Below are 24,399 nucleotides of genomic sequence, written 5' to 3' on the forward strand. Positions count from 1 at the left end.
GTTAATTCAAAACTCTCCTGCTCTCAAAATTTTTTCAAACTTCAAACTCAAACCAAAAGGAGTTTAGCAATGATGAAAAAAATTACCTTGGCTTTAATCTCTATTCTTTGTTTTTCCAGTTTCGCCCTGGCCCAGACAAAATTGGCCATCATTGATATGAAAGAAGTCATTTCCAAATCAGAACCAGGGCAAAAGGCCATGGAAGAGCTAAAGAAAAAATTTGACAAAATGAAACAAGGCCTGGACCAAAAGAAACAGGAATTACAAGCCCTGCGTGAAGAACTCCAAAAGCAAAGTCTGGTTCTTAGCCAGGAAGCAAAACAGGACAAGGAGTTGGAGTTCAAGCGCAAAGTCAGAGACTTTCAAGACATGTTTCAAAATTATCGACGCAAAATCCGTATGGAAGAAAAGAAACTGAGCGATCCGATCATTGAACAACTCGTTCAAGTAATCAAAGAGTATGGTAAAAAACACAAATATACAGCAATCTTTGATACCAAGTCCAGCGGACTACTCTACGCTGACGATGCCATAGACATCACCAAGGAGATTATTGTCGAACTCAATCGTGCCTGGAGAACAAAACAAAACTCAAAAACCGGAAAGAAAAAATAATGCTTCTTTCAGAACTAGCGCAAAAATTGGGACTTAAACTCGTAGGCGATGACCTGGAAATAACCGGTGTCAACACCTTGGATAAGGCCAAAGAAGATGAAATCTCTTTTTTGGCCAATCCAAAATATATACCATTATTAAAAACAACAAAAGCCGGAGCGGTCATTGTCGATGAAGAACACGCCACTAAACTTAACCGTGCTTTAATCAGTGCCAATCCTTATCTGGACTTTGTGCGCACAGTACAGTTATTTGCAAAGCCTCAAGGCTCATTTACAGGCCAAAGTCCTCTCGCTTATATCCATGAAGCTGCCGAAGTCCATCCTTCAGCGACCATCTATCCACATGTCTATATCGGGCCGGGAGCAAGGATTGGAGAAAACACTCAAATCTTTCCTTCGTGCTATATTGGCGAAAATAGTGTTATTGGCGATAATTGCATTATTTACCCAAATGTAAGCATAATGGCCAGGACCATAATCGGGAACAAGGTCATTATACATGCCGGTGTAGTTATAGGTAGTGATGGCTTTGGTTTTGCACAAGGAGAGTTGGGCCTGGAAAAATTCCCTCAGGTTGGACAGGTGATCATTGAAGACAATGTTGAAATCGGAGCCAATACAACCATTGATCGTGCGGCCTTGGGTGAAACAAGAATAGGCCAGGGCACAAAAATAGATAACCTGGTCCAGATAGGACACAATGTTAAAGTAGGCGAAAATTCTATTCTTGTTGCGCAGGTAGGTATCGCCGGCAGCACTACTTTAGGCAAAAACGTAATTCTGGCCGGACAGGTTGGAGTAGCAGGGCACCTGGAAATAGGAGACAATTGCCGGGTAGCCGCCCAGGCAGGTGTCGGCAAAACCCTGCCACCGAATACGGACGTAGGGGGAAGTCCGGCTATGGAGCACAGCGCTTACTTGCGTAGTTCTGTCCTTATGCCCAAACTGCCTGAACTGTTTAAAAAAATCAGGCAACTGGAAAAAGAAATTCTGTGCCTAAAAGAAGAAAACAATAAAAAATGATATCCATGAAAGCTACGTATCACAAATATAAAGGAGACAAGATATGAAAGGCCCGAGTCACGGTGAAATTGTAACCAAAGATATCCTGAACCTCCTCCCGCATAGATATCCGTTTTTGCTGGTAGACAGAGTACTGGAATTTGAGCCTTTTAAATATTTGAAAGCCATTAAAAGTGTTACCATAAACGAACCTTTCTTTCAGGGTCACTTTCCAGCATTTCCGGTCATGCCTGGTGTTTTGATTTTGGAATCCCTGGCCCAGGCCGGTGGAATTTTAGTGGTCAAAAGCATCCCTGAAAAGATGGAGGGCAAAATATTTTTATTTACTGGCATAGAAAAAGTCCGCTTTCGTCGCTCTGTGTTTCCTGGAGACCAAATGGTTCTGGAAGTAGGTTATGAAAGGCATAAACTAAATCTGTGGAAAATGAATGCCAAGGCTCTGGTCGATGACAAAGTTGTTGCCCAGGGCATTCTGACTGCAGCTATTGCCGACCGGGGGGAACAGTAGTGGCAACTAATATCCATCCTACAGCAATCATACACCCTGGTTGCGAGTTAGGCCAGGATGTCCAGATCGGACCTTACGTTATTATTGAAAACAAGACCATTATAGGCGACCGCACCAGGGTTGATGCCTTTGCCCAAGTCAAATCTTATACTCAAATGGGCACTGACAACCATATATATTCTTATGCCTGTATCGGAGAGGTTCCCCAGGATTTAAAATTTAAAGGTGAGGAAACCTGGCTTAAAATAGGCAACAATAATAAAATCCGGGAATACAGCACGTTAAACAGGGGGACCGGAGAAGGAGGAGGAGTAACCACAATAGGCTCAAACTGTTTTTTTATGGCCTATACCCACGTGGCTCATGACTGCCACCTTGAGGACGGGGTCATCCTGGCAAATTGTGCAACTTTAGCCGGTCATGTCCATGTAGGACAAAAATCAGTAATCGGTGGTCTCTCAGCAGTGCATCAGTTTGTCCACATTGGAGAATATGCATTTATTGGGGGTAAAACAGGAGTGGCCCAGGACGTGCCCCCGTTTATGCTTGTAGCTGGCGAACGGGCCAAGGTTTATGGCCCCAATACAATTGGCCTGCGCAGGGCAGGATTTTCCAAAGAGCAAATATCAGCACTAAAAAAAGCCTACCATACCCTCTGGCGCTCTGGTTTAACCCAGGAACAAGCCCTGGAAAAAATCCAGGCAGAATTTGGCCAGTTGGACGTAATTCAAAAGTTTGTCCAGTTTGTCAAAAACAGCCAAAGAGGTGTGGTCTCTCCCAACCCTTAAAAATGTCTGAAAACAAAGTCTTAGGCTTAATTGCCGGCGGGGGCCAGTTTCCTTTTCTGGTAGCTGAAAATGCCCAAAAAGAGGGGTTCAGGGTCGTTGCTGTTGGCTTTGTCCATGACACAGACCCGGGCCTTGAAAGCAAGGTCCACTCCTTTCTATGGCTGAAACTTGGCCAGCTAAACAAGCTGATAAAGTTTTTCAAAAAAAATAATGTCCAAGAGGTAGCCTTTGCCGGCCCCATCAATAAGCCCCGGGCTCTTGATATCAGGCCAGACCTTAGAGCAGCCAAACTCCTGTTTAAGCTTAAAAGCAAAAACGACGATGCCATTTTAAGGGCAGTGGCAGCTGAACTTGAGCAGGAAGGCCTGGTAGTTGTTGCGGCCAATAACTTTGTACCCGAACTCATCTCCCCAAGAGGTCAAATAAGCAAAAGGAAGCCAAGTCCTGGAGAAATTCAGGACATCATCTTTGCCTGGCCCCTGGTAAAAAAGCTTGGCGAGCTAGATATCGGTCAATGCATAGTTGTGCGGGAGCAAATGGTCGTGGCAGTGGAAGGCATGGAGGGAACCAATGCCACTATTTTACGGGCCGGACAGTTAGCGGGCAAAGGTTGCACGGTGGTCAAGGCATTCAAGCCAGGACAAGACAATCGAATTGACCTTCCCGCACTTGGTCCGAAAACCATTGAGGCCATGGTTAAAGCCCAGGCAACCTGCCTGGCCTATGAGGCAGGCAAAAGCCTTTTTTTTGAGCTGGATCAAGCCATCTCACTGGCCGACAAGTATAAAATAGCCATTATAGGCGTTGACGAACAGTTATTACAAGGGCTTAAGGACTGATTTTTTAAAGTAGCTCACAAGACTCAATCCCCGAAAATCACCCCTCCTTTTTACTCAACCCCAGTATTTCCACGATTCTATTGCCCACTTCTAAAGTAAACTCTCTACCTTGTAAGGTCTTCTTTTCTTGTTCGCCAAGGACTTGTCTAGGAGTATTAATAAACTCCTTTTTAGGCTTGATTTCATAGTCAGGAGGAAATGAATCCTCAAAATACATTTGCTGAAAGCCAATAAATTTCAGACTATGCGCCGTTGCATCTAAAATAGCCAGCTCATCCTTATCCAAGAGACCGGCCTCTTTTGCCCTGATAAGCCCAGCCAGGCACTCACCTCCTTGGGTACAAGCAATGTGCCCGTACCTGTTGGCTAAAAGCATACCTTCGATGATCTCCTGCTCTTCAACCTGGACCACGTTAAATATACCTGGCCCGCCAACCCGCTCATACTCTTCTACCAAAGCCTTTACCCTGGGGAAAGAGACAGGATTGCCAATCATTGCGGCCTGGGCCACACTTGGACTTACTTTAACCGGAGCAAACCGGCGCTTTCCAGGTTCCTGGGCGTAATATTTAAAAACCGGATCAGCATGGCTGGATTGGACACCAATAATCCGGGGCAACTCATCTATAATGTTTAATTTCTTCAATTTTAAAAATCCGCTCATAATAGCGGTTATATTTCCGGCATTGCCAACGGGCACAAAAACAGCCTTGCCCTGCATATCCCAGTCATACCACTGGGCGACTTCATAAGCATAACTTTCCTGACCAAGGATGCGCCAGGCATTTTTGGAATTTAAAAGTGCCACTCGAAAATTATCAGCAAGATATTCCACCACCTTCATACAGTCATCGAATACTCCCGGAATCTCAAGCACAACAGCGCCACTACCAAGAGGCTGAGCTAACTGCTGGATAGTAACCTTGCCCTGGGGTAAAAGAACCACGGACTTAATCGGGTCCCCGACATAGGCAGCATAAAGGGCTGCTGATGCTGATGTATCTCCGGTAGAAGCACAGATAGTCAGGACCTGGCCCCAGTTTTTCTTGCGCACCAAAAATTTTAAATAACTAAAGGCACAAGCCATGCCTCTATCTTTAAACGATGCACTAGGATTTTGACCATCGTTTTTATAGGCTAATGGCTGGCCAATTTTCTTTGTTAAAGTCGGGCTTGAGGTAATAATTGGTGTGTTACCCTCTCCCAGGTAAACAATATCTTCTTCTTCCACTACCGGGGCTATAAGCTCATAAAAACGAAAAATGCCTCTTAAGGCGTTCTTTTTTGTCCTGGTTCGCTGATCAAAAATATCCTGCCACTTCTTTCCTGGTATTTCTTTTAAGTTTTCAAATTTTTTATCGTTTAATAAAAAAACTCCCTTACAGTCCGGACAGGTGTAATACAGTTCGTCTGCCGGGAATTTTTTCCCACATCCCAGACAAGAGTATTCCAATTCACCCCGATATTCTGGAAATTCATTGTGCATTATAAACTCCCTTTGATTTATAAGAAGATTAGAAGTCAGGAAGTTAAGATGTTTGGAGAGTAAGTATTAACTTATTATCTACTCACTCTCTTCCAGACCTCCTATCTTCTTATCTTCCCAACTTCTTCTTCCAGACTAATTCATATTTTAAAAAATAAGTCCCCTAATACTCCGGCAAATAAAACCATAGAGACAAGACCATTTAAAGTAAAAAAAGATATGTTAATCCGACTTAGGTCATCCGGAGAAATTATAAGATGCTCCACTACTAGAATTAGGGATACAACCCCCCAGGCCACAAAATAAATCCACTGCGCACCGTAGGCGAGACCTGCCAAAGCAAAAAAAATAACAGTGTTTACATGACTGAAAGCAGAATATCCAAAAGCAGCCTCTATGCCAAATCTGGCCGGTATTGATCTCAAATTCCGGCTCTTGTCAAAGTCCACATCCTGGATTGCATATAGGATATCAAATCCCGCCACCCAAAAAAGAACACCAAGGGCAACCAGCAGAGGAGTCATATTAAATTCCGGTCTGTAGGCAATCCATCCTGCAATGGGAGCAAGGCCCAGCACAGAGCCCAGAATATAATGGCATAACCAAGTAAATCTTTTGCTGTAGCTATAAAATGCCGACCATGCCAGGGCTATAGGAGATAAGTACAAGCAAAGTCTGTTCAGCAATGCACATGACCCAACAAAGATCAAGGCACAAAAGAAAATGAAGACAAGCGTTGCCTTTATACTGATTTCCCCCGTGACCAGAGGTCTTGTCCTGGTGCGCTCATTTTGGGCATCGAATTTAAGATCTGCCAACCGATTAAAGGCCATGGCAAAAGATCGCACAGCCACCATGGCCAAGGTGAGGGCCAAAAACTTCGCAAGACCAGGCCATCCGCCAGCTGCCCAAAAGAGTCCAATATAGGCAAAAGGTAGGGCAAATACTGAGTGCTCGATTTTGACCATCCTGGCCAGGATGACTGTCTTCTTGAATATATCTTTGAACATTTTTAACTTTCCCTCACCCTCTCGCTAGGGCTTGCTAGTGACACAAAGACCCAAAAAAATTTCCCTGCCAGGGATTTCTGACAAAAAACTCCGGCCTTAACCGACTGTATCAACAGTTAATCATCACAGCTTATAGAGCCTCTGGCCAGACACTATTCTAACCGCTGATTGAAAGTCTTGGTTTCTTTCATGCTGGTACCAAGACTGAAATAACACCATGGCATTTAAGTTGATTAAGAAGGTCCGGCCCAGGCTCTATAACATTTAACCAACTTCTTTGCTACTCAAGCAACCACCACTTTCAAAAACCTCTTCTTGCCCACTTTAAGCACATATTCACCAGGGGCAAACACATGTTCCGGATCCTTTATTTTCTCTCCGCCGAAAATGGAAACAGCATTTTGTTTACAAAGCCTTTTGGCCTCACTCTTGGAAGCACAAAGTTTACTCTCAAACAAAATCTCCACCAACTTCTTCTTATCCTTCTCGCTAACATTAAAAACAGGCATGTCCTCGGGCAGACCACCCTTGGCAAAAACCTGGTTAAATGCCTCAAGCTCTTTTAATGCCGTCTCACGGCCATGAAATCTGGCCGTTATTTCCAGGGCAAGTTCCTCTTTGCATTTTTTGGGATGAATCTTCCCTTCTTGAACACCTTTTTTCAACTTCTCGATCTCAGACATGGGCTTGTCAGACAAAAGCTCATAATACCGCCACATGAGATCATCTGAGATGGACATAAGCTTGCCAAACATATCCTTGGCAGGTTCTTCAATGCCAATATAATTGCCCAAGGACTTGCTCATCTTCTGGACCCCATCCAGACCCTCTAAAATGGGCATGGTCATAATGACCTGGGGTTCCTGCCCGTATTCCCTCTGTAGAGTCCTGCCCATAAGCAAATTAAATTTCTGGTCCGTGCCGCCAAGCTCTACATCTGCTTTCAAGGCCACTGAATCATATCCTTGAACCAGAGGATAGAGAAATTCATGGATGGATATAGGTCTGTTTTCTTTAAACCGCTTTTCAAAATCATCTCTCTCCATCATTCTGGCTACAGTGTATTTTGAGCATAATTCTACAAAATCTGCAGCAGTAAACTTATCCATCCATGTTGAATTAAAAACAATTTCTGTCTTATCAGGATCTAAAATTTTGAAAATCTGCCGCTTGTAAGTCTCGGCATTGGCCAAAACTTCCTCACGGCTCAACTTTTTTCTGGTTTCGGATTTTCCTGTTGGGTCGCCAATCATTCCAGTAAAGTCGCCAATTAAAAAGATAACCTGATGCCCCAGGTCCTGGAAGTGCTTCAGCTTTTGAATAAGCACTGTATGTCCTAGATGCAAATCAGGAGCAGTGGGGTCAAAACCGGCCTTGACCCTCAGGACTTTCTTTTTTTTCAGCTTTTCCACAAGCTCCTTTTCATCGATTATTTCGACACTTCCACGACGGATAATCTCTAAACTTTTTTCAATATCCACAGACATCTTTAACTAACACCCCTTAATTTAATTAGTCTGATCGAATTTCCATGCCTGGATATCCAGACAATGGCCTGTTTGCAAATCAAAATCTATGATCACACCATTCAGCTCAACCGAGCCTTTGGCCAATTCAAAGCGAACCGGTCTTGCAGTTTGAAATTTCTGCAACACAACACCGGGCTCCATGCCCAAAACCGATTCCTTTGGACCACACATCCCCACATCGGTTATATAACCTGTTGTCCCGGCCATGAGTTGGGCATCATTGGTTTGAATATGGGTATGAGTACCTATCAATGCAGTAACCCTGCCCTGTAGAAAATAGCCCATAGCCTTTTTTTCAGAAGTAGCTTCGGCATGAAAGTCAACAATAATCGGTATATCTGCGGGCAATTTCTCAATAGCTTCCTGAGCTTTTCTGAAGGGACAGTCCACGGCCTCCATAAAGACACGCCCTTGCAAATTCAGGACGGCCAGGGGTCTATCCCAAAAATTTTCATAAATATGCACACCTTTGCCCGGAGCACCCGAAGGATAATTTAAGGGCCGCAGAAGCCAATCTGTTTCCTCCAGAAATAAATTTATCTCTTTATATTTCCAGATATGATTGCCAGAAGTTAGTATATCAATCCCTGCGTTGTGGAGTTCCCTGGCGTTCTTGGATGTAAGCCCTAAGCCGCCTGAAGCATTTTCAGCATTAGCTATAACCAAATCAATAAAAAATTTCTCTTTAATTTCAGGCAGATGCTTTTTTATACACTTTCGTCCGGGCTTGCCCACAATATCGCCCAGGAAGAGTATTCTTTTCCGTTCCATTCTCTTTTGCAAACTAAAATCCATTAACCAGTGTTCTGCTTATCTCAACTTCCGTGGTTATCTAATATGTTCCCAAGTGGAGCGATTTTTTATTGAGTTATTTAGCATAGCCCACAGCTCGTTTTTCTCTAATCACTGTCACCTTTATCTGACCCGGATATGTCATATTGTCCTCGATCTTCTGGGCAATATCTTTGCATAAGAGATATGTCTTATCGTCATCCACATGATCGCAATCAACCATGACTCTAAGTTCCCGGCCAGCTCGAATGGCATATGCCCTGTTTACTCCCTCAAAACTGGTAGCTATATTCTCCAATTCTTCCAACCGCTTGACATAATTCTCCAAGAGTTCCTTTCTTGCTCCTGGTCTTGCGCCGGATAAACTGTCCGCAGCCTGGACCAGGACTGCCAGGATAGAAGCTGGAGCAACATCCTCGTGGTGAGCTGCAATGGCATGAACAATTTCTTTAGACTCACCATATTTTTTTGCCAGGTCTGCTCCGATCAAAGCGTGGGGGCCTTCTACCTCATGATCCACAGCTTTACCCAGATCATGAAGGAGCCCTGCCCGTTTTGCCTTCTTCACATCTACACCCAATTCAGCAGCCATAATTCCGCATAAAAAGGCCACTTCAAGTGAATGTTGTAATACATTCTGAGAAAAACTGGTCCGATAATGTAAATGTCCCAAAAGCCGCACTAATTCCGGATGAATACCATGTACGCCTACATCAAAAGTGGCTTGTTCACCAATTTCGCGCAATTTGACTTCCATCTCCTGCTCTACCTTGCGCACTATGTCTTCTATTCTAGCCGGATGAATCCGCCCGTCACTGATCAGCCTTTCCAGGGCCTGGCGAGCAACCTCACGCCTTAAAGGACTATAAGCTGATAAGACAACTGTCTCCGGAGTATCGTCTATAATTAAGTCCACTCCGGTTGCAGCCTCTAATGCCCTGATATTTCTGCCCTCACGACCAATAATTCTACCTTTCATATCTTCGCTGGGCAACTCCACAGCAGTAACGGTATTCTCAGCAACATATTCACCTGCATATCTTTGAACAGCTGTGGCCAAAATTTCCCGGGCCTTTTTCGCTGCCTTTTCTTGGGCCTCCATCTCAATGACCCTAATCATTTTAGCTGCCTCATGCCTGGTTTTACTCTCAATTTCGGCCATTAGCCTTGCTTTGGCCTCTTCTATTGTAAGCCCTGAAATCTCCTCCAACTTTTTGCACTGATCTTCAATAAGCCTTTGCAACTCGCTTTGCTTATCTTCCAATGATCTTTCCTGCTTGGCCAGCCTGTTTTCCCAGGCCACAACCTCGCTTTCTTTTTGGGCCACTTTCTCCAGCTTATGCTCCAGGCGCTCCTCCTTTTCCTGCAGCCGCTGCTCTTGCTTTTTTAGCTCCCTTTCACGCTCCCTGACTTCTCTTTCCCACTCTTTTTTCTGTCTAAAAATCTCATCTTTGGCTTGAAGCAAGGCCTCTTTTTTTTGTGCGGCTGCCTCTTTACGGGCCTCTTCTAAAATCTTGTCAGCAAGTTTCTGGCTTTCTTTTAGTTCCTTATTCAAAAAATATCTCTGGGCCATGATCCCCGCCACGGCACCCAGCCCCAGACATATAAAAGCAGTTATTATTATACTACTGATCATAGTTCACTCCTTACTTTTATTACTTCTATTTTAAATTATATCATCTTATTACATACTCAATTGTTATTCGTGACTTAACGACATTTTAAATGGCTATTACTTAATCCGGTCCCTAAAATAAACTTCAAAAGCTAAATAACACATCTGCATTGATGCTTATTCAGCAACTCAACCTTTGTTTTGCAAGCGACATTATCCTGAATGTATCAGTGAAACTACTCGAAAAATATAAAAACTTCCAAGCAGCGATACCGACAACATAAGCACGAGCTTAAACACATCTAATAAATTTTTAAAGAATTAGAAAAAAAAGGAGGGATTAAAGAGTTGAAAGCTAGGAAGGGGTATTTATCTTTATCCCCGGAAGGCCGTGTTGTGATCTATTTTGAACCGCGTACATGTATAAGTGGGCGCCAAAGCAACCCCTTTAGGCTTCCCTCTTCTAAAAGAGGGCATGCACACCGGAGCTGCACAACGGCTCCCGTAACGGCTGTGTTGGCTCAAAATAAATGTACACAATCACGCACCTTCCAGGAAATTTTATATCTCCGCTTGTTGAGATATCTTTATTTATCATGGTTTTCCAATCTATGTAAAAGCTTGGCCAGTGCTTTTTCCTGTTCTTCTAACCGCTTACTGGTCTGTAAATAATCATCGGCCAGGCTTAACGCTAAATATATGAGTAACTTTTCTTTGCTTAACTTCCTTCCTCGCTTTTCTAACTCTTGGAATCGCTCCTCAATTAATGCCTTTGCCTTTTTAACACGATCAGGTCCAACATCGGTTTTAAAAGCGACCTCAAGACCAAGAACATTTAAATTATAGCCAGGCATTAATTAATCTATATGTGCATCTTCAATCTTTTTCAATAGGCTATTAATTCTGGCCATAACTTGTGCGTTTTTTTGCCTTTCTTCGTTCAGCTCTTTAATAAGAGACCGATTTTCTTCACGTAAACGCTTATTAGCCTCAATAACAGCCTCAATTTTTTTACTAAGTTGAGCTATCACGTCCATTCTGTTTATAGATAATCATATTGTTGCTTTTTTTCAAGCAAATTTTTCCTTTTTCAATCAAAGTAAGGCAACCCTTCATCTTAACCTATTGATATCAATAAGCAATTTATTCTGATTTCTTTAAACTCTATCCCCACAATTCCTTTTGAGTCTGTAGCCAAACCCTACTTAATAGAACAATTTTTTATAATTTTTCAATGGTGATTTCTTTCAAGCTGGTGCAAATGCCAGGACCCATCTACCCCGGTTGAATACTGGCAAAGCCAGCGCAGCTTCGCTGGATTTAACGGGGTAAAAGGCTTGCTTGTGGGCAGAGCATAATGGGATATTTTGGGTAAACAAATAGTCTTTTAATTATACCTAAGTTGAGCGATTTTCACTCAATGGGTGAGATTGCCACGGACAGCTTCGCTGCCCTCGCAATGACAATTTCGCCCCTGTCATTGCGAGGGCAGCAAAGTGGAGCGAAGCAATCTCAAAGTTTGAACTGCAAAAAAATCGTTCAATTTAAACTATAGATAGTTACGGCAAGTAGCACCAGGTATCTATCTTTGTCACCCAGATGCTCTGTTTTTCCCCTAGCTTCGCCAAGATGTGTTGCCCAGCCTCAGGAAGCCAGGATTTCTAATCTAGTAATCAAAAAAATGGAGTTTGGCCACAGACTCTTTTGATACACCTAGCGTCTTTTTAAATTTTTTTGCCTGGCTCTTGCAATTCCCAGGTTATTCTCTGGCACGTCTCTGGTAATAGTTGAGCCGGCTCCAATCAGAGCCCTGGCTCCAACTTTTACCGGGGCCACCAGAGCTGTATTGCTACCAATAAAGGCACCGTCTTCAATTATAGTTTTGTGTTTATTCTGGCCGTCATAATTACAGGTAATCGTCCCGGCACCGACATTTACTTTCTCGCCAACTTCACTATCACCTATATAGCTCAAATGATTGACTTTGCTCCCTTGACCAATAACACTCTTTTTGACCTCGACAAAATTGCCCACCCTGGCCCCCTTTTTGATTCTGGTACCGGGTCTAAGCCGTGCATATGGGCCAATATTCACATCATCATCCACTTCTGTCTCAACAATATGCGAGAATGAAAATACATGTGCAGCACAGATTTTACTGTCTTCTACATAGCAGTGAGATTCTATGACCGCTCCCCGACTAATTTTAGAAGACCCATAAATCTCAGCCGGTCCTGTTATCTCTACTCCTGGCTCAAGTTGTACCTTCGGGCCTATTCGTACAAAATCCGGACTGCGAATTATAACACCTTTATCAAGCCATTTATTTACTATTTTCTTACGCAGAGCTTCTTCCTGTAACACAAGCTCCTTAGGGGTATTCACACCCAAAAGTTCTGTATTTTCACCACAATTTAAAGCCAGGATTTTATTCTTCCTGGCTGATGCCAGACCTATTAATTGAGTTATATAATATTCGTTTTGTCTGTTTTCATTGTCTAATTTTGCTAGCAAATCATGAGCAGATTCGACTTTTAGAAGGTAAACTCCTGCATTGACTTCTTTTACCTCCTGACCGAACTTACTATCATCAAAATCCTTGGCCTCTATTATGGCCTGAACATGACCCTTCTCATCTCTTATCACACGGCCATAACTCCCCGGATCATCCAAGGTTATGGTCAGAATTCCTATATCTGCATCCTTGGATATGCAAAGCCTGATCAATTCCTCCAGCTTCTCTTCTGGTATAAGTGGCGTATCTCCATTGACTACCAGAACCCAGTCAAGCTGTTGATCCACAACAGTTTGCCAGGCAACCTGCACAGCGTGGCCAGTACCCAATTGTTCCTTTTGCAAAATAAATCTACCCTTGTACCTGGGGAAACCATCCTCAACCTTGTAGGCTTGGTGTCCAATTATCGGCCAGATATTCTCGCCAACCACATTTTCCAAGGTTTTTAATACATACGCCAACATTGGTTCTTTTAAAATTGTCTGTAACACCTTTGGGCCTTCTGCATTCATCCTTGTACCTTTGCCTGCGGACAAAATAAGAGCACCGATATTTTTGTGACTAAACATAACTTCGAACCTTGTTTAAAATTTAAAGTTTAAAGTTAATTGAAATTAAAAATACAAAAAAATCATTAACTCAACCATTTAATTTTATTGACAATTATTAGCACAGCTAAATAACAAAACCTGCTTGATTCAACCCCCATTAACTTTAAACTTTAAATTTTAAGTTTAATTCTGTCCATCAAAAAAAAAGCCCCGCACAGCGGGGCTTGCTTGGTACAATCAAATGCTTATCTTTGGGGAAGGATAGAGGTAATTCCAGCACAAAAACGTTTTTTTAAACGTTTTTCATTTTCTACCCATCCCCATGTTTTGCTAGCTATTAATCATCTTTGAATTAGTTCTTCCTTAACTACATACAGGTGCCTGCCTCTTCAGCACATTCACGGCACTTCATTCTGTGCAGTGCTCTGGCAAGTGAAGCCTTCGCCCTGGCATAGGCTTCGCGATCTTTTTGCTCTCTTAGTCTCATTTCAGCTCTTTCTCTAGCCTTGCGAGCGCGCTCAACATCAATCTCTTCAGCCTTTTCAGCTATCTCAGCCAAGACAGAGACTTTTGTCGGAGTCACTTCTGCAAAACCACCAGCAACAAAGACATAATAGTTTCTGCCGTTCTTTTTATAGTAAAGGCTGCCAATGCCTAAAGCGGACAAAAAGGGTATGTGATTGGGCAGGACACCGAACTCACCATTAATCCCAGGTGCACCGACATATTCAACTTCTTCGGAAAGAAGTTTGCGATCCGGTGTCACTATTTCTAATTTTATTGAGTTAGCCATATATCCTCACCCTATTTACATTTTCTTGGCATTTTCAAGGGCTTCGTCAATTGAGCCAACCATGTAGAAGGCTTGCTCAGGTACATCGTCATGCTTACCTTCTATGATTTCTTTAAAGCCTTTGATAGTATCCTCTAATTTTACATAACGGCCAGGCTTACCAGTAAACTGCTCAGCAACATGGAAAGGCTGAGACAGGAATCTCTGGATCTTTCTGGCCCTGTTAACTGTGAGCTTATCCTCGTCGGAAAGTTCATCCATACCCAGAATAGCAATAATATCCTGCAAATCTTTATATTTTTGCAGAATCTGCTGAACCTCGCGAGCAACGGTGTAGTGCTCAACGCCCAGTACGTTTGGATCAAGAATACGTGAAGTAGAATCCAGAGGATCCACAGCAGGATAAATACCAAGCTCTGCAATCTGACGGGAAAGAACGATTGTTCCGTCTAAGTGAGAGAATGTTGTAGCCGGAGCAGGGTCTGTCAAGTCGTCAGCAGGTACATATACTGCCTGAACCGATGTGATTGAGCCCTTGGTAGTAGAGGTAATTCTTTCCTGAAGTTCACCGAGGTCAGTACCCAATGTAGGCTGATAACCAACCGCAGAAGGCATACGACCGAGCAAAGCTGATACCTCGGAACCGGCCTGAGTAAAACGGAAGATATTGTCAATAAACAAAAGCACGTCCTGATTTTCTTCGTCACGATAGTACTCGGCACATGCCAATGCTGTCAGAGCAACACGGGCACGAGCTCCTGGAGGCTCATTCATCTGACCGTAAATCAGACCGGCTTTGTCAATAACGCCAGCATCAATCATTTCATGATACAGGTCGTTACCTTCACGGGTACGTTCACCAACACCGGCGAAAACAGATATACCACCGTGCTGTTTGGCGATGTTATTAATCATTTCCATCAGAATAACTGTCTTACCAACACCGGCACCGCCAAACATTCCCATTTTACCACCTTTGGGGAATGGTACCAGGAGGTCAATAACCTTTACACCGGTTTCCAAAACCTCAATTTTGGTGCTCTGGTCTGTAAACTCTGGAGCTGGTCTGTGAATAGGATAATATTTGTCAGAATTGATCGGACCTTTATTATCAACCGGACGGCCGACAACATTAAGAATTCTACCCAGCGAAGCCTTACCAACCGGTACCATGATGGGGTTACCGGTATCCCTGGCTTCCATTCCCCTAACCAAGCCGTCTGTTGTGTCCATAGCAATACAGCGGACAACGTTGTTACCCAGATGCTGAGCAACCTCTACGACAAGGTTATCGGGTTGGTCATCGATAGTTGGGTTAGTAATATATATCGCATTGAGAATATTGGGTAGTTTGCCTTCCGGAAACTCAATGTCGACAACAGGTCCAATGACCTGAACAATCTTTCCTATATTTTGTGCACTCATTTATTTTTGCCCCCTATTATCCTTGTTTTAGTGCTTCTGCACCGCCAACTATATCCATTAGCTCTGCCGTAATGGTTGCCTGCCTGGCTTTATTATAGGCCAGGGTCAAATCATGAACCAACTCATCGCAGTTCTTGGTGGCATTGTCCATTGCCGTCATACGAGCTGCGTGTTCACTGGCCGATGTATCTAACAGGCCACGATAAACCTGGACCTTGATATATCTTGGTAGAAGTTCAGCCAAAAGCCCTTCCACTGACGGCTCAAAAATATACTCGCTTGATGGTCCTTCTTGGACAGTCTCAGTGGTTGATTCAACAGGCAGTATTTGGGCTACTTTGGCTTCCTGCCTGATCACGGTCACAAATTGACCGTAGACTATCTGAACTTCGTCCAGGTCTGCAGCAATGTATTTATCAATTATTTCATTTCCAATGTCGTTGGCGAGTTGAAAGTCAAAATTATTCATTATATCCGCTTTGGCATCAATAATCTCAAAGCCTCTTTTGCGGATGTAGTCCCGACCTTTCTTCCCTATACAGATAAATTTAACTGTTTTTCCTTCAGCCTGCTTCTGGCTGGCCAGCTTCTCTGCCTTCACACATAAATTGGTGTTGAAGCTTCCGCACAATCCCTTATCGGAGGTGACCAAAATGATACCAACATTTTTTACGGCCTCTCTCCTTTCCAGTAAGGGATGCACACTGGCATCAGCCCGAGAGGATAAATCCGCTATTATTTCATAGTATTTATCAGCATAGGGACGAAAGCGTTCGATGCGCAGTTGCGCGTTGCGCAATTTAGCCGAGGCCACCATATTCATGGCCTTGGTAATCTGCTTGGTCTTTTTGACCGCACCGATTTTTCGCTGAATGTCCCGTAATGAAGCCATTTATCTCTCCTATATTATGCCTTAAAGGTCTTCTTAAATTCCTCAATAGCAGCTGCAATTTTTTTATCTAGGTCTGCGCTTAAATCCTTTGTTTCAACAATTTCATTCAAGATATCTGCCTTCTGGTTGCGCATGAAATCTAAAAGTTCATCTTCAAACTTACGTACAGCTTCAACAGGGATGTCATCTAAATATCCTCTGGTACCGGCATACAGAGAGATAACCTGTTCTTCTACAGGCATTGGCTGATACTGAGGCTGCTTCAAAAGTTCGACCAGCCTTTCACCACGAATAAGTTTTTGCTGAGTAGATTTGTCCAAATCTGAGCCAAACTGGGCAAAAGCTGCCAATTCCCTGTATTGGGCCAGATCGAGCCGCAGGGTACCGGCAACCTTTTTCATGGCCTTAATCTGAGCAGCACCACCAACCCTGGATACTGACAGACCAACGTTAATAGCCGGACGGATACCAGCGTAGAAGAGGTTAGGCTCAAGATAAACCTGGCCGTCAGTAATAGAAATAACGTTGGTAGGAATATATGCGGAAACGTCACCAGCCTGGGTCTCAATGATAGGCAAAGCAGTAAGTGAACCTGCCCCCAGATCATCACTCATCTTAGCTGCACGTTCCAGGAGCCTTGAGTGAAGGTAAAATACGTCACCGGGGAAAGCCTCACGTCCCGGAGGACGGCGCAGAAGAAGGGACATCTGCCTGTATGCTACAGCCTGCTTGGACAGGTCATCATAGATAATCAAAGCATGCTTGCCGCTATCTCTATAATATTCAGCCATGGTACAACCTGTGTAGGCCGCAATAAACTGCAATGGTGCAGGCTCTGATGCAGTAGCAGAAATTACTGTAGTGTATTCCATGGCCCCATGTTTACGTAAGGTATCAACAACCTGGGCGACTGTAGATTTCTTCTGACCGATGGCCACATAAAAACAATGAATATCAGAATTTTTCTGAGCCAGGATTGCATCAATACCAATAGCGGTTTTACCAACCTGACGGTCACCAATGATCAACTCACGTTGTCCCCGGCCAATAGGTGTCATGGCATCGACAGCCTTAAGACCGGTGTACATTGGCTCATGGACTGACTTACGGGCAACAATACCGGGAGCTTTGATTTCAACAAGCCTAAACTCTGAGGCCTGAATTGGACCCTGTCCATCCAGTGGATTACCCAAAGGATCAATAACACGACCCCGAACAGCATCGCCCACTGGCACCTGAACGATTTTACCGGTCCTCTTAACAACATCTCCTTCCTTGATCTCTGTGTCTTCACCAAGCAAGGCTACACCAACACTATCTTCTTCCAGATTGAGAACCATGCCCATAACACCGCCAGGAAATTCCAAGAGTTCCATGGCCATGGCGTTTTCAACACCATAAACACGGGCAATACCGTCACCTACAGACAGAACTACACCGGTTTCACTCATTTCAACCCGCTTTTCGTAGTTCTTAATCTGCTCCTCAATGATCTGGCTGATTTCTTCTGCTTTTATTTGCATAGCCACTACTCACCCCTCTTGATGTTTTCTTTCAAAATTTCGATTTGCGCCCTAATACTGGCATCTAAAACTTTGTCCCCCACCTTCAGCACAAGTCCGCCCAAGATCTCCGGATCTACACTGTAGTCCAAGATAATCTTGCGACCGGACTGCTTTTGCAATTGTTCCACAACTTCTTGCTTTAGATCGTCTGCCAGATCAATGGCTGTGACCATCTCACCCCGGACAACGCCCTGAGCCATATCCAGGAGTTGATTAAAATAAACCTGTATGTCTGGCAGAAAAGCCAGCCTGTCCTTGTCGGCCAGCAAAAAGCAAAAGTTTTTAACCATGGGCACAGGCTTAACCCTGTCCAAAACTTTGTCCAGGACAGCCTTTTTTTCCTCCACACTAAAAACCGGATTGCGGAAAACCTTAAACAGCTCTGGCGCACCTTCCAAGACATCGACAAGCTCAGCAAGGCCTTTCCCGTAAGCTGCAAGCTCTTCTTTACCTTGCGTCTCGCCGATGGCAAAGAGAGCGCGCGCATATCTTCTGGCTACTATGTTACCTGTCAATTTAGCACCACCCTTGTTAAATAATCGTTAATTAATGCCTTATGACCTTCCTCAGTCAACTTTTCGCTAACTATTTTTTCTGCAGCTTCGGCAATTTTGTCAGCCAGCTCAGCTTTAACTGCTTCATAAGCCATTTTGGCCTCCTGTTCAGCTGACAACCTTGCCTGAGCTTTAATCTGTTCAGCTGTTTGCTTGGCCTTTTCAATAATCTGGACCTTAAGTGCCTCGCCCTGCTCCTTGGCTGCTGCTAAAATTTCCTCCCGCTCCTGCTCCAAGTTTGCGATCCGGCGTTCGACTTCTTTCAACTTCTTCTCTGCCTCATCCCGACGGGCATCTAGATCTTTTAACTCGGTCTCGATCTGATAAGTCCGACTGGAGAAAAACTGAGCAATCCTCTTACCCATAAGCTTGTAAATAATCCCGACCACAATGACAAAATTTATTACCCGGTATACGAGATTCATCCACTTTGAAGAATCTCCCCCGCCACCGTGCTCAGAAGCCACCGCTATCCCAGCCATGAGCAAGAGCATAGCCACGGCCATGCTAATTCTGAATATTTTTCTCAAAACACTGCCCTCCTTTTCCAAATTTATTTTAGGCCTGCCCCAAAATCTTTTCAGCGGCCATTTGGGCAAACTTATCGACTTGTTCTTTAAGGGCTGCGATGGCTGATTTCTTTTCAGAAGCAATCTTTTCCTTGGCGGCCTTCAAGATTGAACCAGCCTCTGCTGAAGCAGCCTCAACGAGTTTCTTCTCTTCAGCATACCCTTCTTCCTTCATGCTCATACGTACTTCCTGAGCTTGCCTGCGGGCATTATCCAACTCCTGCTCATATGCAGTCATCTTCTCTGAAGCCTGAGCAGTAAAGCGCTCAATCTCTTCCAACCTTTGAGCCATCACCTCTGCCCGCTTTTGAATGATCCCCCTGATTGGGCGATACAAAATAAGGTTTAACACAAGCAAAACTATCAAAAAATTAACCAATTGAATGAAAAAGGTAATGTTTAGTTCAATCATGATGCCCCCTCAGAGTATGTGAATTTTTGTTCAAAGTCATTGCGCCTTTAGCTAATTTCAAGACTTGTGTCAAAGCATTTTTCATAAATTCTAGGCTCAAAATTGCCTGGAAACCCTTGTCACACAAGGCTTGTTAACCATTTCACAAATTTTTTTTCACAATTAAAAATCTTAACCCTGGACTTCTTCCTTGTCTTCTTTGGCCATATTCACTTGGCCTTGAATAATTGCTCCTTCCTCTACCATCAACGATGGAGTTGTAAGAGTACCGAAAAATTTTGCCTCTTTGTACATAACCATTTTAGATTTGGCCAAAACATCACCGTCAACCCGTCCGCTGACAATTATCTGGCCTACTTTAATATTCCCTTTGACCAGTGCTTCTTTACCCACTACCAAGGTTCCCTCAGATTCAATCTCTCCACGAAATTCACCGTCTACACGCACTGTACCTTCAAACGCCAGCTTGCCTTCATAAAAAGTCCCTGTCCCTAAAAAAGCATTTATCTCATCTTTAGCCATATAGACTCCTTAATGATTAAGTGGTTTTATTAGCAAAGCAAACTAGCCAGTAATTAATATTACTGCATGAACAACTCTACCACTCTTCTACTCATCCTGACTTAAACATAAACTTACGCATGGACACATTCATTACCAAGCCAATCAAACAAAAGTTAACCAAAGATGCGCTACCTCCATAACTTATAAAAGGCAAGGGAATACCAACAACCGGCATAAGCCCAAGGACCATGCCCATATTGATTAAAACCTGCCAGAAAAAGTAAAAAAACACTCCGATTACAAGATAAGTTCCAAACTTATCCTTTGCTTCCTGAGAGACCAAAAAAATCTGATACAAGAAAGAACAAAAAAAGATGAGTAAGATTATAGAACCAACAAACCCCCATTCTTCTCCGAACACTGCAAAGGCAAAATCCGTATGTTTTTCCGGTAAAAAGCGTAGTTGACTCTGGGTACCTTCTAAAAAACCTTTGCCCCAAAATCTACCGGATCCAATGGCAATCTGAGATTGAATAATATGATACCCTGAGCCTAAAGGATCACGCTCGGGGTTTAAAAAAGTCAGGATGCGCTCCTTCTGGTAATCGTGTAAAAAATTCCAGGCTAATGGGAGCAGCAAGGGAAGCATGATCAACAGGGTTTTAAAAACCCTCTTTTTTAACCCCTTGTATAAAATCATTCCCCCTAAAATCAAAATCAGGATCAGCCCTGACCCAAGGTCAGGTTGCTTGATAATTAGTATGGCCGGCAGCAAGGCCACACTCATAACCTTGACCAAATCCCTCCATCCAAGAACATCCTCGGTTTTCGTCAATACCTTGGCCCCTAAGATTAGCACGCACACTTTGGCCATTTCACTGGGTTGAAAATTAAAAAAACCAAGGCCCAGCCATCTTTTAGCTCCATAAATAGTTTTACCCCAGATTGGTACGCAAAGAAGAAAAATAATAGTCAGGAGATAAAGATACCAGGATAATGATTTTAGATGCCTGTAATCAATAATCATTATCAGAAGCATAACAAGAAACCCGGCCCCTCCCCAGACCAGTTGCCTCATGTAAAAAGGTGTAAGGGTTAAGCCTCCTTCTACCCTTAAAGCACTGGCTGAATAAAGGTTGAGCACTCCGGCCCCGAACAATATAAAGGCCAGACCCAATAAACTCCAGTTTATGTGCTGCAGTAAACGGCGATCAAACATCATTGGGTAGATGAGTTTATGTGTGTGTACGGGTTAATGGGCTAATGGGTAAATGAGTGTAAGTGTTCATGAGTTAATGGGTTGATGGGTTTATGAGAGAAGGCAATCTGCCCATTAACCCACCTCGTTTCTATTGTTCAAAAATAAAATCAAAGATAGCGCGAACAATGGGGCCAGCAGCAGAACCACCATGACCACCATGCTCGACCATAGCAACGACCACATAGCTTCTATCTCCTTTTTTGGCAAAGCTGGCCATCCAGGCGTGATCGCGAAAGCGATAGGGAATCTCCTCGATCTCTTTTTCCTCATATTCGCTCAAAAGCTTTACTACCTGAGCTGTGCCGGTCTTGGCTCCTATAATTATACCATCCTTTCTCAACCCCCTGGCAGTACCATGGTCAGCTTCAACTGTTCGAATCATGGCCCGGATAATCTTCTGACGAATATCATCCGCAAATGGTAAGGCTTTTGCTTTGGCCCTTGACTCTTCACTCAGCAAAGAGGGCTTATATAATTTGCCCCCGTTAACTAACGCAGACACAAACCTGGCTACTTGAAGAGGCGTAACTAGAGTATAACCCTGACCTATAGACATATTCAAAGTTTCTCCACCCTGCCAAGGTTCCTTAAATCTTTTCAATTTCCAGTTCCGGTCAGGGATCAATCCTCTCTTCTCATGGGGTAAATCAATACCCGTAAGCTGGCCAAATCCACACTTTTTAGCAAAGGAGGAAATTCTATCCACTCCTAATTCTTCTCCTAATTTGTAATAATAAACATCACATGATTCCACCAGGGAACGCGTAAAATCTACCCGCCCATGGCCATGCTTCTTCCAGCATCGGAAAACCCGCCGGCCTAAACGATATGCACCTGAGCAGTAAATCTTTTCTTCCAGATCAATTTTTTTCTCAAACAATCCACAAGCGGCAACGACAAGTTTAAACACTGAGCCCGGAGGATAGACACTTTGAATACATCTGTTCTGCAAAGGATGCAGTGGGTTTTTAATTAGTTTGCGCCAATCTTCTATTGAAACACCTTGCACAAACTTATTGTTGTCGTAGCTGGGGCTACTAACCAAAGAAAGAATCTGACCGGAATCAGGCTCCATGACCACTACTGCCCCGGCTCTGCCCTCCATCAACTCATAGACTTTTTTCTGCAGTTCAAGATCCAAACTCAAATGAATGTCTTCTCCTGGCTGGGGAGGACGGAGCACCTCTTCGTGCAAGCTACGACCAACAGCATCTACTTCCATTCTTTTCAGGCCCTTTTTACCTCTAAGTCTTTTTTCCAAAACGTATTCAAGGCCTTGCTTGCCTATATTATCTCCCAAGGCTAGCTCAGAATCTTTGTTCAGCTCTTCTTCACTTGCTTGAGCCACATAACCTAAAACATGGGCAAATACCGGACCTTGCAAATATTTTCTTCTGGGTCTGACCATGATTTTCAAGCCGGGCCAGCGTGGAGCATAGGCCTCAATTTTGGCTAAGACTTCAAAAGACAAATTGGGGATGATGATTTGGGGTTCAAAAGACTTTACCCGTCTTCGTCCACGTTCAAAATTAGCTTTGAGCTCATCAAAAGGAACACCTGTCCATTTACTCACTTGAAGCAGTGTCTTATCGATCTCAGGGCAATCCTCGCGAACAATGGCCAAACTATATGACGGTTCATTAATGGCAAGAAGCTTCCCCTTGCGGTCCATGATCAGACCGCGTGGAGCATATATAGACTGTTTGCGCAACCGGTTATCTTTTGCCTTCTGGGCAAAAAACTCACCTTTATAAATTTGCAAATACCAAAGCCTTAATCCAAAGACACAAAACAGTCCCCATATGAGGACCAAAATCAAATAGGGACCATAATCCCTTTCCCACTTTTTTTTACTATTGAACAGGCTCATGGCCAAATAGTTTTTTATATGCCGGAAAAATAACCGCCCACATACCCAAATAAACTACGAACTGGGTTACAAACATTTTCATGGAAAAAAACTCAACTACAATTTCCTGTAAGTTACCCAAAATATAGAGAAGAATTGACCGACATATAGTCAGACCCAAAAAATAACCAAAGACAAAAAATAAATTTGTAGGTGTAAGCAGCCAGGTACCTAAAACAAAAAGTAAAAACAGCCCTAATTCCAGAAGAATTATCAGCCCAAAGTTTAGACTTCCTACTCCCTCCTGGACAAACAGGACCACGATACCCAGAAGTATGGCAGACTTCAGACGATTAAATTGGAGCAAAACCAGGAGACCTGGACTGAAAAAATCAGTGCCGGGGACAAGTTCTTGACCCCAGATACACAAAAAAAAATAACCGAGCCAAAAACAAAAAGGATTCATGGATTGGATTTCTGAGCAGATTCTGAACTCTGAACCTGGATATGGGGACATATGAGTAGAACCTCTTCCTGTGAACTTGCCTGAACCATAGGCTCGGCCTCTACAACCTGAAACAGTGAAACATCTGAACGTAAAACTCTGGTTACTCGGCCAACAGGCAAACCTTTGGGAAATATACCGGCTAAACCAGAGGTAACAAAAATGTCCCCTTGCTTTAAAGGAGCATTTTGCGGAACATAGGCTATTGACAGAGGTTTTGTCGGACCCTGGCCAATGGCTATGGCTGGTATCCTGGACTCAGAACTAATAACCGGGATTCTGCTGTTAGGATCGGTAATAAGCAACACAGACGAAAAATTCAGTCCAAGTTTAAAAACCCTCCCCAATACTCCCCTGGGAGTAATCACGGGGCAGTCAAGTTGAACAGAGTCTCGTTTGCCCAAGTCAATTAGAACGGTCTCCAGTATACCGCCAGGACCAAGCTTGTGCCCGATTATCCGGGCCCCCTTCATATCCCATTTGGGAGGTGGATTAAAGCCCAGCAACTTTTCCAGGCGGGCTGCTTCTTTTACCTTTTCCTCGGAAAACGCCAGAAGCAGACGGAGCCTGTCCACCTCCTTGCGCAAAGACTCATTTTCTTCCCTAACTCCAACAAGGTAAAAATAGTGCTCCCAGAAATACCGGGCCCTGGAATGCAGCCACTTACCAGGAGCCAATATCCAACCTGTTACTTCCAGGCCAGTATAGGCAGTTAAGCGATCTAAAAAATGCGTTTTCCAGTTCCAAGTATATAAACTTAAATAGAGGATAAAGGTAAAAAGCAGAGACCAGAATAT

25 protein-coding genes and 1 other RNA gene are annotated in these 24,399 nt (G+C 43.6%); 5 read left to right on the forward strand and 21 right to left on the reverse strand.

Annotation, left to right across the window (positions count from 1 at the left end; all coding sequences use genetic code 11):
* Window positions 1–69: 69 nt before the first annotated feature.
* Genes KFV02_RS04900 through KFV02_RS04920 form a run of 5 tightly spaced genes read left to right on the forward strand, consistent with a single transcriptional unit; the run spans window position 70 to window position 3,775 of the window.
* Window positions 70–615 (forward strand): OmpH/Skp family outer membrane protein, encoded by a 546-nt coding sequence (locus tag KFV02_RS04900; RefSeq protein WP_252380422.1) that lies wholly within the window; start codon window positions 70–72, stop codon window positions 613–615.
* Window positions 615–1,640 (forward strand): UDP-3-O-(3-hydroxymyristoyl)glucosamine N-acyltransferase, encoded by a 1,026-nt coding sequence (gene lpxD / locus KFV02_RS04905; protein ID WP_252380423.1) that lies wholly within the window; start codon window positions 615–617, stop codon window positions 1,638–1,640. Before KFV02_RS04900 ends, lpxD begins: the two co-directional genes overlap by 1 nt.
* 43 nt (window positions 1,641–1,683) lie before the next feature.
* A complete protein-coding gene (gene fabZ, locus KFV02_RS04910) occupies window positions 1,684–2,148 on the forward strand; it encodes a 3-hydroxyacyl-ACP dehydratase FabZ (RefSeq protein ID WP_252380424.1) in 465 nt (154 codons plus the stop codon).
* Window positions 2,148–2,936: an acyl-ACP--UDP-N-acetylglucosamine O-acyltransferase gene (gene lpxA, locus KFV02_RS04915; protein ID WP_252380425.1), complete on the forward strand. Its 789-nt coding sequence runs from the start codon at window positions 2,148–2,150 to the stop codon at window positions 2,934–2,936. Before fabZ ends, lpxA begins: the two co-directional genes overlap by 1 nt.
* Before the next feature lie 2 nt (window positions 2,937–2,938).
* The gene (locus KFV02_RS04920) at window positions 2,939–3,775 is read left to right on the forward strand and encodes an LpxI family protein (protein ID WP_252380426.1); all 837 of its coding nucleotides are present in this window, start codon (window positions 2,939–2,941) and stop codon (window positions 3,773–3,775) included.
* Between the two features lie 37 nt (window positions 3,776–3,812).
* On the opposite strand, the gene thrC is transcribed toward KFV02_RS04920, so the two are convergent.
* The 21 genes from thrC to mreC form a co-directional block, all read right to left on the reverse strand.
* Window positions 3,813–5,261, reverse strand: a complete 1,449-nt coding sequence (gene thrC / locus KFV02_RS04925; RefSeq protein WP_252380427.1) for a threonine synthase — start codon at window positions 5,259–5,261, stop codon at window positions 3,813–3,815.
* A 140-nt stretch (window positions 5,262–5,401) separates the two neighbouring features.
* Entirely contained in the window at window positions 5,402–6,271 is an 870-nt protein-coding gene (locus KFV02_RS04930; RefSeq protein ID WP_252380428.1) for a 4-hydroxybenzoate octaprenyltransferase, read from the reverse strand.
* A 284-nt stretch (window positions 6,272–6,555) separates the two neighbouring features.
* Window positions 6,556–7,758, reverse strand: a complete 1,203-nt coding sequence (gene tyrS, locus KFV02_RS04935; protein WP_252380429.1) for a tyrosine--tRNA ligase — start codon at window positions 7,756–7,758, stop codon at window positions 6,556–6,558.
* Between the two features lie 21 nt (window positions 7,759–7,779).
* Window positions 7,780–8,595: a TIGR00282 family metallophosphoesterase gene (locus KFV02_RS04940; RefSeq protein WP_252380430.1), complete on the reverse strand. Its 816-nt coding sequence runs from the start codon at window positions 8,593–8,595 to the stop codon at window positions 7,780–7,782.
* A 73-nt stretch (window positions 8,596–8,668) separates the two neighbouring features.
* Window positions 8,669–10,228, reverse strand: a complete 1,560-nt coding sequence (gene rny, locus KFV02_RS04945; protein WP_252380431.1) for a ribonuclease Y — start codon at window positions 10,226–10,228, stop codon at window positions 8,669–8,671.
* A gap of 353 nt (window positions 10,229–10,581) precedes the next feature.
* Window positions 10,582–10,768: non-coding RNA, 6S RNA (ssrS, locus tag KFV02_RS04950), on the reverse strand.
* 26 nt (window positions 10,769–10,794) lie between these two features.
* Complete coding sequence (locus tag KFV02_RS04955; protein ID WP_252380432.1) at window positions 10,795–11,061, reverse strand: cell division protein ZapA; 267 nt, start codon at window positions 11,059–11,061, stop codon at window positions 10,795–10,797.
* Between the two features lie 3 nt (window positions 11,062–11,064).
* Complete coding sequence (locus KFV02_RS04960; RefSeq protein WP_252380433.1) at window positions 11,065–11,244, reverse strand: cell division protein ZapB; 180 nt, start codon at window positions 11,242–11,244, stop codon at window positions 11,065–11,067.
* A 676-nt stretch (window positions 11,245–11,920) separates the two neighbouring features.
* Complete coding sequence (glmU, locus tag KFV02_RS04965; RefSeq protein WP_252380434.1) at window positions 11,921–13,291, reverse strand: bifunctional UDP-N-acetylglucosamine diphosphorylase/glucosamine-1-phosphate N-acetyltransferase GlmU; 1,371 nt, start codon at window positions 13,289–13,291, stop codon at window positions 11,921–11,923.
* 349 nt (window positions 13,292–13,640) lie between these two features.
* Entirely contained in the window at window positions 13,641–14,066 is a 426-nt protein-coding gene (locus tag KFV02_RS04970) for a F0F1 ATP synthase subunit epsilon (protein ID WP_252380435.1), read from the reverse strand.
* A gap of 15 nt (window positions 14,067–14,081) precedes the next feature.
* Window positions 14,082–15,491: a F0F1 ATP synthase subunit beta gene (gene atpD, locus KFV02_RS04975; protein WP_252380436.1), complete on the reverse strand. Its 1,410-nt coding sequence runs from the start codon at window positions 15,489–15,491 to the stop codon at window positions 14,082–14,084.
* A 16-nt stretch (window positions 15,492–15,507) separates the two neighbouring features.
* Window positions 15,508–16,383: a F0F1 ATP synthase subunit gamma gene (locus KFV02_RS04980; RefSeq protein WP_252380437.1), complete on the reverse strand. Its 876-nt coding sequence runs from the start codon at window positions 16,381–16,383 to the stop codon at window positions 15,508–15,510.
* A gap of 14 nt (window positions 16,384–16,397) precedes the next feature.
* The gene (atpA, locus tag KFV02_RS04985; RefSeq protein ID WP_252380438.1) at window positions 16,398–17,906 is read right to left on the reverse strand and encodes a F0F1 ATP synthase subunit alpha; all 1,509 of its coding nucleotides are present in this window, start codon (window positions 17,904–17,906) and stop codon (window positions 16,398–16,400) included.
* Window positions 17,907–17,911: 5 nt separating this feature from the next.
* A complete protein-coding gene (gene atpH / locus KFV02_RS04990; protein ID WP_252380439.1) occupies window positions 17,912–18,463 on the reverse strand; it encodes an ATP synthase F1 subunit delta in 552 nt (183 codons plus the stop codon).
* On the reverse strand, window positions 18,460–19,032 hold the full coding sequence (locus tag KFV02_RS04995) for a F0F1 ATP synthase subunit B (protein WP_434800285.1): 573 nt from the start codon (window positions 19,030–19,032) through the stop codon (window positions 18,460–18,462). The genes atpH and KFV02_RS04995 overlap by 4 nt, the downstream gene beginning before the upstream one ends.
* 28 nt (window positions 19,033–19,060) lie before the next feature.
* Window positions 19,061–19,483, reverse strand: a complete 423-nt coding sequence (locus KFV02_RS05000) for a F0F1 ATP synthase subunit B (protein ID WP_252380440.1) — start codon at window positions 19,481–19,483, stop codon at window positions 19,061–19,063.
* 171 nt (window positions 19,484–19,654) lie between these two features.
* Entirely contained in the window at window positions 19,655–20,005 is a 351-nt protein-coding gene (locus KFV02_RS05005) for a bactofilin family protein (RefSeq protein ID WP_252380441.1), read from the reverse strand.
* Between the two features lie 91 nt (window positions 20,006–20,096).
* Window positions 20,097–21,209, reverse strand: a complete 1,113-nt coding sequence (gene rodA / locus KFV02_RS05010) for a rod shape-determining protein RodA (protein ID WP_252380442.1) — start codon at window positions 21,207–21,209, stop codon at window positions 20,097–20,099.
* A 127-nt stretch (window positions 21,210–21,336) separates the two neighbouring features.
* On the reverse strand, window positions 21,337–23,118 hold the full coding sequence (gene mrdA / locus KFV02_RS05015; RefSeq protein WP_252380443.1) for a penicillin-binding protein 2: 1,782 nt from the start codon (window positions 23,116–23,118) through the stop codon (window positions 21,337–21,339).
* Window positions 23,102–23,563, reverse strand: a complete 462-nt coding sequence (locus tag KFV02_RS05020) for a hypothetical protein (protein WP_252380444.1) — start codon at window positions 23,561–23,563, stop codon at window positions 23,102–23,104. The genes mrdA and KFV02_RS05020 overlap by 17 nt, the downstream gene beginning before the upstream one ends.
* Complete coding sequence (gene mreC / locus KFV02_RS05025) at window positions 23,560–24,279, reverse strand: rod shape-determining protein MreC (protein ID WP_252380445.1); 720 nt, start codon at window positions 24,277–24,279, stop codon at window positions 23,560–23,562. Before mreC ends, KFV02_RS05020 begins: the two co-directional genes overlap by 4 nt.
* Window positions 24,280–24,399 lie beyond the last annotated feature (120 nt).

Source organism: Desulfovulcanus ferrireducens, from assembly GCF_018704065.1.
Lineage (GTDB): Bacteria > Desulfobacterota > Desulfovibrionia > Desulfovibrionales > Desulfonatronovibrionaceae > Desulfovulcanus > Desulfovulcanus ferrireducens.

Coding starts and splice junctions, on each gene's coding strand:
- KFV02_RS04900 (WP_252380422.1), top strand. CDS start 70: ATGATGAAAAAAATTACCTTGGCTTTAATCTCTATTCTTTGTTTTTCC.
- lpxD (WP_252380423.1), top strand. CDS start 615: ATGCTTCTTTCAGAACTAGCGCAAAAATTGGGACTTAAACTCGTAGGC.
- fabZ (WP_252380424.1), top strand. CDS start 1,684: ATGAAAGGCCCGAGTCACGGTGAAATTGTAACCAAAGATATCCTGAAC.
- KFV02_RS04920 (WP_252380426.1), top strand. CDS start 2,939: ATGTCTGAAAACAAAGTCTTAGGCTTAATTGCCGGCGGGGGCCAGTTT.
- thrC (WP_252380427.1), bottom strand. CDS start 5,261: ATGCACAATGAATTTCCAGAATATCGGGGTGAATTGGAATACTCTTGT.
- KFV02_RS04930 (WP_252380428.1), bottom strand. CDS start 6,271: ATGTTCAAAGATATATTCAAGAAGACAGTCATCCTGGCCAGGATGGTC.
- tyrS (WP_252380429.1), bottom strand. CDS start 7,758: ATGTCTGTGGATATTGAAAAAAGTTTAGAGATTATCCGTCGTGGAAGT.
- KFV02_RS04940 (WP_252380430.1), bottom strand. CDS start 8,595: ATGGATTTTAGTTTGCAAAAGAGAATGGAACGGAAAAGAATACTCTTC.
- rny (WP_252380431.1), bottom strand. CDS start 10,228: ATGATCAGTAGTATAATAATAACTGCTTTTATATGTCTGGGGCTGGGT.
- KFV02_RS04955 (WP_252380432.1), bottom strand. CDS start 11,061: ATGCCTGGCTATAATTTAAATGTTCTTGGTCTTGAGGTCGCTTTTAAA.
- KFV02_RS04960 (WP_252380433.1), bottom strand. CDS start 11,244: ATGGACGTGATAGCTCAACTTAGTAAAAAAATTGAGGCTGTTATTGAG.
- glmU (WP_252380434.1), bottom strand. CDS start 13,291: ATGTTTAGTCACAAAAATATCGGTGCTCTTATTTTGTCCGCAGGCAAA.
- KFV02_RS04970 (WP_252380435.1), bottom strand. CDS start 14,066: ATGGCTAACTCAATAAAATTAGAAATAGTGACACCGGATCGCAAACTT.
- atpD (WP_252380436.1), bottom strand. CDS start 15,491: ATGAGTGCACAAAATATAGGAAAGATTGTTCAGGTCATTGGACCTGTT.
- KFV02_RS04980 (WP_252380437.1), bottom strand. CDS start 16,383: ATGGCTTCATTACGGGACATTCAGCGAAAAATCGGTGCGGTCAAAAAG.
- atpA (WP_252380438.1), bottom strand. CDS start 17,906: ATGCAAATAAAAGCAGAAGAAATCAGCCAGATCATTGAGGAGCAGATT.
- KFV02_RS05000 (WP_252380440.1), bottom strand. CDS start 19,483: ATGATTGAACTAAACATTACCTTTTTCATTCAATTGGTTAATTTTTTG.
- KFV02_RS05005 (WP_252380441.1), bottom strand. CDS start 20,005: ATGGCTAAAGATGAGATAAATGCTTTTTTAGGGACAGGGACTTTTTAT.
- rodA (WP_252380442.1), bottom strand. CDS start 21,209: ATGATGTTTGATCGCCGTTTACTGCAGCACATAAACTGGAGTTTATTG.
- mrdA (WP_252380443.1), bottom strand. CDS start 23,118: ATGAGCCTGTTCAATAGTAAAAAAAAGTGGGAAAGGGATTATGGTCCC.
- KFV02_RS05020 (WP_252380444.1), bottom strand. CDS start 23,563: ATGAATCCTTTTTGTTTTTGGCTCGGTTATTTTTTTTTGTGTATCTGG.